Here is a 12627-nt window from a genome sequence, read left to right as displayed (position 1 = left end):
ACTCTCCTGATGACCACCCCACTCCCCTGTTACCACTGCGCCCTGCCCGTTCCGACGGGCAGCCGCTTCACCGCTGTCGTGCTCGGGGAGTCCCGCGAGTTCTGCTGCCCGGGCTGCCAGGCCGTGGCCGAAGCCATTGTCGCCGGCGGGCTGGAAAGTTATTACCAGCACCGTAGCGAAGCCTCGGCCAACCCCGAGGCGCTGCCGGTGCAACTGGTGGACGAGCTGGCGCTGTATGACCGCGCCGACGTGCAGCAACCTTTCGTCCGCCACGAAGGTGAACTGGCCGAAACCACGCTGTTGATGGAAGGCATCAGTTGCGCCGCGTGCGGCTGGCTGATCGAGAAACACCTGCGCACGCTGCCCGCCGTGGCCGAGGCGCGGCTGAACCTGTCCAACCATCGCCTGCACGTACGCTGGGCCGACGGACAATTGCCGCTGAGCCAGATCCTCGGCGAACTGCGCCACATCGGCTACGCCGCGCACCCGTATCAGGCCGACCGCGCCAGCGAACAACTGGCCAGCGAAAACCGCCTCGCCCTGCGCCAACTCGGGGTCGCCGGGCTGCTGTGGTTTCAGGCGATGATGGCGACCATGGCCACCTGGCCGGAATTCAACATCGACCTCAGCCCCGAGCTGCACACCATCCTGCGCTGGGTCGCGCTGTTCCTGACCACGCCGATTGTGTTCTACAGCTGCGCGCCGTTTTTTAAAGGCGCCATGCGCGACCTGCGCACCCGTCATCTGACCATGGACGTCTCGGTATCGCTGGCGATCGGCGCGGCATACGTCGCCGGGATCTGGACGTCGATCACCGGGGTCGGCGAGCTGTATTTCGACGCAGTCGGGATGTTCGCGCTGTTCCTGCTGGCCGGGCGCTATCTGGAACGCCGCGCCCGGGAACGCACTGCCGCCGCCACTGCACAACTGGTCAATCTGTTGCCGGCCTCATGTCTGCGCCTCGATGACGCCGGCCAAAGTGAACGCATTCTGCTCAGCGAGCTGCGCCTTGGCGACCGGGTGCTGGTTCAACCGGGTTCTGTGCTTCCGGCGGACGGCAAGATCCTCGACGGCCAGTCGAGTATCGATGAATCGCTGCTGACCGGCGAATACCTGCCGCAACCGCGCACACTGGGCGATGCTGTCACCGCCGGCACGCTGAATGTGGAAGGTGCGCTGACCGTCGAAGTGCAGGCGCTGGGTCAGGACACGCGGTTGTCGGCCATCGTCCGCCTGCTGGATCGCGCCCAGGCGGAAAAACCTCGGCTGGCGGAAATCGCCGACCGCGCCGCGCAGTGGTTCCTGTTGCTGTCGTTGATCGCGGCGGCGGCCATCGGTCTGCTGTGGTGGGAGCTGGATTCATCGCGGGCGTTCTGGATTGTCTTGGCGATGCTGGTCGCCACTTGTCCGTGCGCACTGTCACTGGCGACGCCGACCGCCCTCACCGCCGCCACCGGCACCCTGCACAAACTTGGCCTGTTGCTCACGCGCGGCCATGTGCTGGAAGGCCTGAACCAGATCGACACGGTGATTTTCGACAAGACCGGCACCCTCACCGAGGGGCGTCTGGTATTGCGTTCGATCCGCCCGCTCGGCGCCCTCGACAGCGATCAGTGCCTGAGTCTGGCTGCTGCGCTGGAGAACCGTTCGGAACACCCGATTGCCCGCGCCTTTGGCCGGGCGCCGCTGGCCGCCGAAGAGGTGCACAGCACACCGGGGCTGGGGCTAGAGGGATTGGTCGGCGAACAGCGTTTACGCATTGGCCAGGCGGAGTTTGTCTGTGACCTCAGCGCCGCGCCTGTGCCGACGATGCCCGACGAACCGGGCCAATGGCTATTGCTCGGTGACGCTCAGGGACCGCTGGCCTGGTTCGTCCTCGATGATCGCCTGCGCGCCGACGCCCCAGCCCTGCTCGCCGCGTGCAAGGCGCGCGGCTGGCACACGCTGCTGCTGTCGGGCGACAGTTCGCCGATGGTCGCCAGTGTCGCCGCCGAACTGGGCATCGACGAAGCCCGGGGCGGTCTGCGTCCGGACGACAAACTGCAAGTGCTGCAACAACTGCACAAGGCCGGCCGCAAGGTGTTGATGCTGGGCGACGGGGTCAACGATGTGCCGGTGCTGGCTGCCGCCGACATCAGCGTGGCCATGGGTTCAGCCACGGATCTGGCGAAAACCAGTGCCGACGCGGTGCTGCTGTCCAACCGTCTCGACGCCTTGATGCAAGCCTTCACGCTCGCCCGCCGCACGCGCCGGGTGATCATCGAGAACCTGTTGTGGGCCGCGCTGTACAATGGCCTCATGTTGCCGTTCGCCGCCCTCGGCTGGATCACTCCGGTGTGGGCCGCCGTCGGCATGTCGATCAGTTCCCTGACCGTGGTGCTCAACGCCCTGCGCCTGACTCGCCTGCCGAGTGCGCCGGCCGTCAACGCCTCGTCAGAAACCCGCCCGCTGCCGGCCTGAGCCGCGCGGGCATGGAGTACAGATGCCAGCTCTCTACGTGATGATTCCGGCCGCGCTGCTGATCGTGGCCATCGCCGTCTACATCTTCTTCTGGGCGGTGGACAGCGGCCAGTACGACGACCTCGACGGCCCGGCCCACAGCATCCTGTTCGACGACCAGGACCCGAAGCACACCGCCGCCGTGGACGAAGCCAACCCGACCAGACCGGACGACAAGGCGCCACCCCATGCTTGAACTGGCGCCGCTGCTGGTGTCTGCGCTGATTCTCGGCCTGCTCGGCGGCGGGCATTGCCTGGGCATGTGCGGCGGCTTGATGGGCGCGCTGACCCTGGCGATTCCCAAGGAACAACGCAGCCGACGCTTTCGATTGCTGCTGGCGTACAACCTCGGGCGAATCCTCAGCTATGCCACGGCCGGATTGCTGATCGGGCTGGCGGGATGGGCAGTGGCCAACAGTCCTGCGGCATTGTTCATGCGCGTAATCGCGGGTTTGCTGTTGATCGCCATGGGCTTGTACCTGGCCGGATGGTGGAGCGGCCTGACCCGCATCGAAAGCCTCGGTCGCGGACTGTGGCGCTACATTCAACCAGTGGCCAACCGCTTGCTACCGGTGTCGAGCCTGCCCCGGGCCCTGCTGCTCGGCGCGCTGTGGGGCTGGCTGCCGTGCGGGCTGGTTTACAGCACGTTGCTGTGGTCGGCCAGTCAGGGCAATGCGCTGGACAGCGCCTTGCTGATGCTCGCCTTCGGGCTCGGCACCTGGCCGGTTTTACTCGCGACAGGCCTCGCTGCCGAGCGGGTCACGGCGCTGTTGCGCAAGCGCAGCGTGCGCATGGCCGGCGGTCTGCTGGTGATCCTGTTCGGTATCTGGACCCTGCCGGGGCCGCACCAGCACTGGCTGATGGGCCACTGACCCAGGCTTGATGCAAATCAAGATGCCCCGCCGCGCCCTCCCCTAGACTCGCTCACACTGCCAGCCTATCCGGGGGAATGCCCGCATGCTCGACGCCATTCGTTGGGACACCGATTTGATCCGCCGCTACGACCTGGCGGGGCCGCGCTACACCTCGTATCCGACGGCCGTGCAATTCAACAGTCAGGTCGGCACCTTCGACCTGTTCCACGCCCTGCGCGACAGCCGCAAGGCCTTGCGCCCGCTGTCGCTGTACGTGCACGTGCCGTTCTGCGCGAACATCTGCTACTACTGCGCCTGCAACAAGGTCATCACCAAGGATCGCGGCCGCGCCTTGCCGTACCTGCAACGGCTCGAGCAGGAGATCCAGTTGATCGCCTGCCACCTCGACCCGGCGCAGAAAGTCGAACAACTGCACTTCGGCGGCGGCACCCCGACCTTTCTCAGCCACGATGAATTGCGGCAGTTGATGGCGCACCTGCGCAAGCATTTCAATCTGCTGGATGACGACTCCGGCGATTACGGCATCGAGATCGACCCGCGCGAAGCCGACTGGTCGACCATGGGCCTGCTGCGGGAACTGGGCTTCAACCGGGTCAGCATCGGCCTGCAAGACCTCGACCCGGCGGTGCAACGGGCGGTCAATCGCCTGCAAAGCCTGGAAGAAACCCGTGCGGTGATCGACGCGGCGCGCACCCTGCAATTTCGCTCGATCAACATCGATTTGATCTACGGCCTGCCCAAGCAGACCCCGGACAACTTCGCCCGCACCGTCGAAGAAGTCATCAGTTTGCAACCGGACCGGCTCTCGGTGTTCAACTACGCGCACCTGCCGGAACGCTTCATGCCGCAGCGGCGGATCAACGGCAACGAACTGCCGAGCCCGACGCAAAAACTGGAAATGCTGCAACGCACCATCGAACAACTGACCGCCGCCGGCTACCGCTACATCGGCATGGACCACTTCGCCCTGCCCGACGATGAACTGGCGATTGCCCAGGAAGAGTCAACCCTGCAACGCAACTTCCAGGGCTATACCACCCACGGTCATTGCGACCTGATCGGTCTGGGCGTGTCGGCCATCAGCCAGATTGGCGATCTGTACTGCCAGAACAGCAGCGACCTCAATCACTACCAGAACACCCTGGCCGGCGCGCAACTGGCCACCAGTCGTGGCCTGGTGTGCAATGCTGACGACCGCTTGCGTCGCGCGGTGATTCAGCAACTGATCTGCAACTTCAGCCTGGATTTCGCCGAGATCGAGCGCAGTTTCAACATCGATTTTCAGGGCTACTTCGGCGCGCTCTGGCCGCAGTTGCAAGGCATGGCAAAGGACGGCTTGATCGAACTGGATCGCGAACGAATCAATGTGCTGCCGGCCGGGCGCCTGCTGGTGCGTTCGGTGTGCATGGTGTTCGATGCGTATCTGGAACAGCAGAACCGCCAGCGTTTTTCGCGGGTGATCTAGCTCTTCATCAGCAAGGTATTGGTTTTCAGGTTCTGGTCCGCGGTCAGGCCCGATTGGTCGATGACCTTGGCCAGGGACAGGTTGGCGGTAATCAGACCGTTGTTGAGGGCGGAAATGGCGCCTTTGAGAGCCGCGATCTTGGCGAATCGCTCTTCGTTGGAAAGGGTCTTGTTAGCCATCAGCGCGTTGATCTGGGCGTTCTTTTCGGCGATCTGCTGGCGCAACTTGCGAATCATCTTCAGCAATTGCTGGACGTTTTCCGGCAAGCCGCTTTCATCGATATCGCTGTTTTTCCCGCCGACACCGGCGGATTTTGCAATGGCGGCACCGGACAGCGACACTTTGACGCCCTCGACCAAGGTCGGGGTTCCCAACGATGCCGCGTCTGTGCCGGACTCATCGTCAACGGAGGTTTCAGCACTTTCCAGCAACGACGCAACGCCACTGTTACCGGGGGTCAGCGTGCCAATAGCAGTCATCGAAGCGGTTCCTTGCATGCCGTCAGATACCTGGTTATCGGCCGTCATTCCTGCGGCTTTATGCCGTTGGGGCAATCTCGCCACAGGCTGGCCTGAATGTCCTCCCCTGGGTTACCCTTACGCCTTATGTGTGTTTTCCCACAAGGATTTAAGAAATGTCCGAGCCAGTTAAACTGCGCGCTCATAACCAGGCTAATTGCAAGGATTGCAGCCTGGCCCCTCTCTGCCTGCCACTTTCGCTGAATCTGGAAGACATGGATGCGCTGGACGAAATCGTTAAACGTGGCCGCCCGTTGAAAAAGGGTGAGTTCCTGTTCCGCCAGGGCGACACCTTCGATTCCGTTTATGCAGTACGCTCCGGCGCCCTGAAGACCTTCAGCCTGAGCGACACCGGCGAAGAACAATTGACCGGTTTCCACCTGCCGAGCGAACTGGTCGGTCTGTCCGGCATGGACACCGAAAAACACCCGGTTTCTGCCCAGGCCCTGGAAACCACTTCGGTCTGCGAGATTCCGTTCGAACGCCTCGACGAACTGGCCCTGCAACTGCCGCAGCTGCGCCGTCAGTTGATGCGCGTGATGAGCCGGGAAATTCGCGACGACCAGCAAATGATGTTGCTGTTGTCGAAGAAAACCGCTGACGAGCGCATCGCCACCTTCCTGGTCAACCTGTCGGCGCGTTTCCGCGCTCGCGGCTTTTCGGCCAATCAGTTCCGCCTGAGCATGTCGCGCAATGAAATCGGCAACTATCTGGGGCTGGCGGTGGAAACCGTGTCCCGGGTCTTCACCCGCTTCCAGCAGAACGAGCTGATCGCCGCCGAGGGCAAGGAAATCCATATCCTCGACCCGATCCAGCTCTGCGCCCTGGCTGGCGGCTCGCTCGAAGTCTGATCTCGACCCGCGGCCGAGCGTATCGTTTCAGCCGCGGGTATACTGCGCCGTTTGCAGCCCTGCCAGGACACCTCGACGATGGTCTTCGACTCCTTCGACATCAAATCCCTGATCCGCCCTGTGATCGATTTCCCGAAACCGGGCGTGATCTTTCGCGACATCACCCCGCTGTTCCAGTCACCCAAGGCCCTGCGCCTGGTGATGGACAGCTTCGCCCACCGTTATGTGGAAGCCGATTTCACCCACATCGGCGCGATGGACGCGCGTGGTTTCCTGATCGGTTCGGTGCTGGCCTATCAGCTGAACAAGCCGCTGGTGCTGTTCCGCAAGCAAGGCAAACTGCCGGCGGACGTGCTGGCTGAAGGCTACGCGACCGAGTACGGCGAAGCGTTCCTCGAAGTGCACGCCGACAGCCTGTGCGAAGGCGATTCGGTGGTGATGTTCGATGACCTGATCGCCACCGGCGGCACGCTGATCGCGGCGGCCAACCTGATCCGCCGCATGGGCGCCCGCGTTCATGAAGCGGCTGCGATCATCGATCTGCCGGAGCTGGGTGGTTCGCAGCGTCTGGAGGACATGGGGATTCCTACGTTCTGCCTGACGCAGTTTGCGTTGACTGATAAGTAATTCTGCGCCTGAACTGACGCCATCGCTGGCAAGCCAGCTCCCACAGTTTTTTGGGGGTACACAATATTTGTGAACGACCGAGATAACTGTGGGAGCGGGCTTGCCCGCGATGGGGCCAGCCGCAACACCCAGGATCAAAGCCCCATCTGCTTGCTGATGATCTCGTTCATCACTTCCCGCGTCCCGCCGCCAATCGACAGGATGCGATTATCCCGATACAGCCGCTCCACCAGGCTTTCGCGCATGTAACCCAGCCCGCCGAGAATCTGCACCGCTTCGGTGGTGATGCGGTCCGAGGTGTCCGTGGCGAAGTTCTTGGCCATGGAGATTTCCTTGATCACGCTCTGCCCCGCCGCCATCTTCGCCGCCTGCCGGTAGGTGAACTCCCGGGAGACTTCCAGCGCCGTGGCCATTTCCGCGAGACGATGCTTGATCACCTGGAACTTGCCAATGGGCTTGCCGAACGCCTGCCGCTCCTTCGCCCACTTCAGGCTCTCTTCCAGCGCCAGTTGCGCGGTCATGTTGGCCATCAGCGCCAACGCCAGACGCTCGCTCTGGAAGTTGCCCATGATGCAGGCGAACCCCATGTTCTCCGCGCCGATCAGGTTTCCCACAGGCACCCGGCAATCGTCGAAGAACAATTCAGCCGTGTCCGACGCCCACCAGCCCATTTTCTTCAACTGCCGGCCGACGGTGAAACCCGGCGTGCCCTTCTCGATCAGCAGCAGGCTGATGCCGCCAAAACCCGGCGCGCCGGTACGCACCGCGACGGTGTAGTAATCCGCGCGTACGCCACTGGTGATGAAGGTTTTGCTGCCGCTGACCCGATAGTGATCGCCATCTCGTACGGCGCGGGTCTGCAGGTTGGCGACGTCGGAGCCGCCGCCCGGCTCGGTCACCGCCAGCGCGCTGATCTTCTCGCCGCTGAGTACCAGAGGTACGACGCGATCACGCACTTCGGGGCGGGCCCATTTGACGATGGGCGGCAAGCCGATATCCAGTGAGCCGAGCCCGGCCACCAGGCCGCCAGAGCCGCAACGCATCAGTTCTTCGCTGGCGGCGATCTTGGCGAACAGGTCACCTTCGTGACTGCCGCCCAGCGCTTCGGGATAACCGATGCCGAGGATGCCGGCCGCACCGGCCTTGAAGTACAGCTCACGGGGGAAACTTTCGGCTTCTTCCCACACATCGATGTCCGGCAGGATCTCGCGCTCGACGAAACGTCTGACGCTGTCGCGGACCATTTGGTGGCTGGGGTCGAAGTATTCCTGGAAGGCGGGCATCGGCGAACTCCATGGAAGGGTTCGCCGAACTTAACCGAGCGCTTGCTTGGTTTTCAACAGGATTGTGTGGCTCAGAGAGAAATCGGCTTGCGCCCGGCAAACGAGTGCGCCAGCGTGCCGCCGTCCACCAGTTCCAGTTCGCCACCCAGCGGTACGCCGTGAGCAATGCGCGAGGCGATCAGGCCTTTGTTGTTGAGCAATTGCGCGATGTAGTGCGCGGTCGCTTCACCTTCCACGGTCGGGTTGGTGGCAAGGATGACTTCGGTGAAGGTGCCCGCCTCTTCGATCCGCGCCATCAACTGCGGAATGCCGATGGCCTCCGGACCCAAACCATCCAGCGGCGACAGGTGCCCCTTGAGCACGAAGTAGCGCCCGCGGAATCCGGTCTGCTCGACCGCATAGACGTCCATCGGCCCTTCCACCACGCACAGCAGCGTGTCGTCACGGCGCGTGTCGGCGCATTGCGGGCACAGATCGTCTTCGGTCAGCGTGCGGCACTGACGGCAGTGTCCGACCCCTTCCATGGCCTGGCTCAAGGCCTGGGCCAGGCGCGTACCGCCGCTGCGGTCACGTTCGAGCAACTGCAACGCCATACGCTGGGCAGTTTTCTGACCCACGCCCGGCAGAATTCGCAGGGCGTCGATCAGTTGGCGAATCAAAGGGCTGAAGCTCATGGGGAAAAAGTCCGACAAAACAACGAGACGCGGTTTATACCCGCGCCTCCGGCCAGCGTCAAATCCTCAGTCCTGGGCGACCCGCACCACCAGTTTGCCGAAGTTGCGCCCCTCCAGTAGACCGATAAACGCCTGCGGCGCCTGCTCCAGGCCATTGACCACGTCTTCGCGGAATTTCACCTTGCCATCGCGCACCCACGGCACCATGGCGCTGATGAATTCCGGCTGACGGTCGCCGTAGTCGTCGAACACGATGAAGCCCTGAATGCGTACACGCTTGGTCAGCAGGGTGCGTTGCAAGGCAGGCAAGCGATCCGGGCCTTTCGGCGCTTCCGTGGCGTTGTAGCCGGCAATCAGGCCGCACAACGGGATCCGCGCCTTGGGATTGAGCAACGGGACGACCGCATCAAAGACATGACCGCCGACGTTCTCGTAATAGATGTCGATGCCTTTCGGGCAGGCCTTGGCCAGTTGTTCGGCAAAGTCAGGCGCCTTGTGATCGATACAGGCGTCGAAACCCAACTCCTCGACCACGTACTTGCACTTCTCGGCCCCTCCGGCCACGCCGACGGCGCGCAGGCCTTTGATCTTGGCGACCTGACCCACCACCGAGCCGACCGCGCCCGACGCAGCAGCGACTACCAGGGTCTCCCCTGCTTTCGGCTGGCCAATATCCATCAGCCCCATGTAAGCGGTCATGCCCGGCATGCCCAGCACACCGAGGGCCATCGACGGGCTCGGCAGCCCGGACGGGATCGGGATGATATTGCGCCCGTCGCTGAGGCTGTGGCTTTGCCAGCCCGTAGCGCCGACCACCAGATCGCCGACCTGGAATTTCGGATGACGCGATTGTTCGACCCGGCTGACAGCCCCGCCGGTCATCACCTCGCCGATTTGTACCGGCGCCGCGTAGGACGGAGCGTCGCTCATACGCCCGCGCATGTAGGGATCGAGCGACAGGTAAAGGGTCTTGAGCAACAACTGGCCGTCTTCAAGATCCGGCAACGCCTCGCGCTCCAGACGGAAGTTCTCGGGCGTCGGCGCGCCCACCGGCCGCGAGGCCAGCACGAAGCGTTGGTTGAGAGTGAGAGGGTCGGACATGTCAGCGTCTCCTGTGAATAGTGAATTCGGTGGTATAGGGAGCAGACCGTTGCAGCTATTGCGCGTTCGATGTTTCGTCAGCCGGAAACAAAAATGCCAGGCGCGATGCCTGGCATTTTTTGTAGCTCATCCAACCCGCCAAGGCGAATCAGAACGGCAGTTTCATACCGGCCGGCAGGTTCATGCCAGCGGTCATGCTGCCCATTTTCGCCTGGCTGTTGGCTTCGATCTGACGCACGGCGGCGTTGACGGCAGCGGCCACCAGATCTTCGACCACTTCACGGTCGTCTTCGTCCAGGCCCGGCAGCACGCTTGGATCGATGCTGACTTTTTTCACGTCATGACGGCCGGTCATCACCACGGTGACCAGATCGCCGCCGGCCTTGCCGGTGACTTCTGCGTTGGCCAGCTCTTCCTGCATCTTGGCCATTTTTTCCTGCATCTGCTGCGCCTGCTTCATCAGGCCGGCCATGCCACCTTTCATCATGGTAATCACCTCAAAAGTACTTGGATCAATACAGCGCCCGGCCATTTCAGCCGAACGCCTTCAGTTATTAGCCCTGACTGACCAGGGCGTCGACAGGTTCAATAGTATCGTGTCGCACGACCGCACCGAACTGCTGGACCATCTGCTGGATGAACGGATCGCCGTGGATCGATTCCTCCGCCTCGCGCTGACGGTTGGCACGGCGCCGGGATGCGGCCTGGGCCGGGGTTTCCTGCTCGGGCTTGATCAGCTCCATGCTCAGGTTCAGCGTACGACCGTGATACTGATTCAAGGCATCGTTCAGACGGCGCTGCTGAGTGGCGTTGAACAAGGCGCTGTGGGCCGGGTCCAGGTGCATCAGCCAGTTGTCGCCATCGACCGCGATCAGCGTGCAGTTGGCGGCGATGCTGCCGGTCATGCCGGAAATCGGCAGTTTTGGGAACAGCTCCAGCCATTGCAGGGCCAGACCGGTGGCCGGCGCGGCGGCGGGTTCCGGCTCGGGCTCCGGAACCGGATCAGCCGCGTGTTCACTGGCCAGATCGTCGAGGTAGCTGTAGGCCGAATCCATGTCCGGCTCGATGTAGTCCTCGTCCAGCGGCGGCTCGTCGTCCATGTCCATGCCTGGCGTAAAGGCATCGACTTCGGCCACGGACGGCTCAGGGATCGGCGCAGCGGCCCATTCAGGGGCATCCGGCACGACGCTGTCCGGGGTCGGCAGCGGCATCGGTGGCAGCTCTGGCTGCTCGGCGGCCGTTTCCAGCACCGGCTCGACCGCTGGCTGCTGCACAGGCGCCGGTTCTACCGGGTCATTCCACGGCAGATCGACGACTTCCTCGACAGCGACCGGTTCGGGCTCTGGTTCAGGCACGGGCTCAGGCGCAATCACCGGGGCAACCGGCGCGGGCTCAGGAACAGGTGCAGGTGCAGGTGCAACCACCGGAGCCGGCGCAACAGCCGCAGCAACTACCGGCGCAGGTTTCGGCGCGGCAGCCACTGAGTTTGCGGAATCAACTGTGGCCTGGCTGATCCCCACTGGCTTTAGCGGTTGCCTCGGGGCATCCGCCGTGTCCGCCGGCCGGAAGGCCAGCATCCGCAGCAGGACCATTTCGAAACCGCCGCGCGGGTCCGGCGCCAGCGGCAAGTCGCGGCGGCCGATCAGGCCCATCTGGTAGTAGAACTGCACGTCTTCGGCCGGCAAGGCCTGGGCCAGTGCCAACACCCGGTCACGGTCGCCGTGGCCGTTGTCGACACCTTCCGGCAAGGCCTGGGCGATGGCGACGCGGTGCAGCACGTTGAGAATTTCCGAGAGCACGCCGTTCCAGTCCGGCCCTTGTTCGGCCAGGTGGCGCACGGCTTCGAGCAACGCCTTGGCGTCACCTTCGATCAAGGAATGCAGAACGTCATAGACCTGGCCGTGATCCAGCGTGCCGAGCATCGCCCGTACGTCGGTGGCCAGAACCTTGCCTTCACCGAAGGCAATGGCCTGGTCGGTCAGGCTCATGGCGTCGCGCATGGAACCGTCGGCCGCACGGCCGAGCAGCCACAGGGCGTCGTCTTCGAACGGTACGTTTTCGGCGGTGAGGACGTGGGTCAGATGCTCGACCACACGCTCGGGCGTCATGTTCTTCAGGGAGAACTGCAGGCATCGCGACAGAATCGTTGCCGGAAGTTTCTGCGGGTCGGTGGTCGCCAGGATGAACTTGACGTAGGGCGGCGGCTCTTCGAGGGTTTTCAGCAGCGCATTGAAGGAATGGCTGGAGAGCATGTGCACTTCGTCGATCAGGTAGACCTTGAAGCGCCCGCGGCTCGGGGCGTACTGCACGTTGTCGAGCAGCTCGCGGGTGTCCTCGACCTTGGTCCGGCTCGCGGCGTCGATCTCGATCAGGTCGACGAAGCGCCCTTCATCGATCTCGCGGCACACCGAACACTCGCCACAAGGGCTTGAAGTGATACCTGTTTCACAGTTCAGACATTTGGCGATGATCCGCGCAATCGTCGTCTTGCCGACGCCCCGCGTCCCGGTGAACAGGTAGGCGTGGTGCAGGCGCTGGCTGTCCAAGGCATTGATCAGAGCCTTGAGCACATGGGTCTGGCCGACCATTTCGCGGAACGAGCGCGGACGCCATTTACGTGCAAGAACCTGATAACTCATCGAAAACCGTCGCGGCAAAGGAAGCAGAAGCGGCTAATGCTAGCGGAGCAAGGGCAAAATTGCATCCGGTGCGCTCTTCTATTCTGGCTAAGCTG

The 12627-nt window shown here is 63.1% G+C and carries 12 protein-coding genes; 6 read left to right on the top strand and 6 right to left on the bottom strand.

The annotated features are described in order from the left end of the window. Positions 1-9 precede the first annotated feature (9 nt). The 4 genes from IF189_RS09435 (at position 10) to hemN (ending at position 4839) form a co-directional block, all read left to right on the top strand. A complete protein-coding gene (locus tag IF189_RS09435) occupies positions 10-2460 on the top strand; it encodes a heavy metal translocating P-type ATPase (protein ID WP_192553162.1) in 2451 nt (816 codons plus the stop codon). A gap of 22 nt (positions 2461-2482) precedes the next feature. Then, a complete protein-coding gene (gene ccoS, locus IF189_RS09430; RefSeq protein WP_134826023.1) occupies positions 2483-2695 on the top strand; it encodes a cbb3-type cytochrome oxidase assembly protein CcoS in 213 nt (70 codons plus the stop codon). After that, positions 2688-3371 carry a sulfite exporter TauE/SafE family protein gene (locus IF189_RS09425; protein ID WP_064378773.1) on the top strand — a complete coding sequence of 228 codons (684 nt, stop codon included), beginning with the start codon at positions 2688-2690 and terminating at the stop codon, positions 3369-3371. The genes ccoS and IF189_RS09425 overlap by 8 nt, the downstream gene beginning before the upstream one ends. 85 nt (positions 3372-3456) lie before the next feature. Continuing rightward, entirely contained in the window at positions 3457-4839 is a 1383-nt protein-coding gene (gene hemN, locus IF189_RS09420) for an oxygen-independent coproporphyrinogen III oxidase (protein WP_085711935.1), read from the top strand. Here hemN and IF189_RS09415 read toward each other — a convergent pair. Beyond that, positions 4836-5318, bottom strand: coding sequence for a hypothetical protein (locus IF189_RS09415; protein WP_119426416.1), 483 nt, complete (start codon positions 5316-5318; stop codon positions 4836-4838). The two genes, hemN and IF189_RS09415, sit on opposite strands and share 4 nt — an antisense overlap. Positions 5319-5473: 155 nt before the next feature. On the opposite strand from IF189_RS09415, the gene fnr reads away from it, so the two are divergent. Both fnr and IF189_RS09405 read left to right on the top strand, forming a co-directional pair. After that, positions 5474-6208 (top strand): fumarate/nitrate reduction transcriptional regulator Fnr, encoded by a 735-nt coding sequence (fnr, locus tag IF189_RS09410; RefSeq protein WP_007951654.1) that lies wholly within the window; start codon positions 5474-5476, stop codon positions 6206-6208. A 78-nt stretch (positions 6209-6286) separates the two neighbouring features. Next, positions 6287-6835, top strand: coding sequence for an adenine phosphoribosyltransferase (locus IF189_RS09405; protein ID WP_003223345.1), 549 nt, complete (start codon positions 6287-6289; stop codon positions 6833-6835). A gap of 134 nt (positions 6836-6969) precedes the next feature. On the opposite strand, the gene IF189_RS09400 is transcribed toward IF189_RS09405, so the two are convergent. From IF189_RS09400 to dnaX, 5 genes are all read right to left on the bottom strand, one after another. Then, a complete protein-coding gene (locus tag IF189_RS09400; RefSeq protein WP_192553161.1) occupies positions 6970-8118 on the bottom strand; it encodes an acyl-CoA dehydrogenase family protein in 1149 nt (382 codons plus the stop codon). Positions 8119-8189: 71 nt separating this feature from the next. Beyond that, positions 8190-8792 carry a recombination mediator RecR gene (recR, locus tag IF189_RS09395; protein ID WP_085711931.1) on the bottom strand — a complete coding sequence of 201 codons (603 nt, stop codon included), beginning with the start codon at positions 8790-8792 and terminating at the stop codon, positions 8190-8192. A 66-nt stretch (positions 8793-8858) separates the two neighbouring features. Beyond that, positions 8859-9893 carry an NADP-dependent oxidoreductase gene (locus IF189_RS09390; protein WP_192553160.1) on the bottom strand — a complete coding sequence of 345 codons (1035 nt, stop codon included), beginning with the start codon at positions 9891-9893 and terminating at the stop codon, positions 8859-8861. A gap of 148 nt (positions 9894-10041) precedes the next feature. Beyond that, on the bottom strand, positions 10042-10380 hold the full coding sequence (locus IF189_RS09385; protein ID WP_007951650.1) for a YbaB/EbfC family nucleoid-associated protein: 339 nt from the start codon (positions 10378-10380) through the stop codon (positions 10042-10044). Positions 10381-10447: 67 nt separating this feature from the next. Then, the gene (dnaX, locus tag IF189_RS09380; protein WP_192553159.1) at positions 10448-12532 is read right to left on the bottom strand and encodes a DNA polymerase III subunit gamma/tau; all 2085 of its coding nucleotides are present in this window, start codon (positions 12530-12532) and stop codon (positions 10448-10450) included. Positions 12533-12627: the final 95 nt, after the last annotated feature.

The organism is Pseudomonas sp. IzPS59, from assembly GCF_014863505.1.
Classification (GTDB): Bacteria; Pseudomonadota; Gammaproteobacteria; order Pseudomonadales; family Pseudomonadaceae; genus Aquipseudomonas; species Aquipseudomonas kribbensis.
The sequence above is the reverse complement of the archived record's forward strand: the minus strand, read 5'-3'. Positions and strand labels throughout refer to the sequence as shown.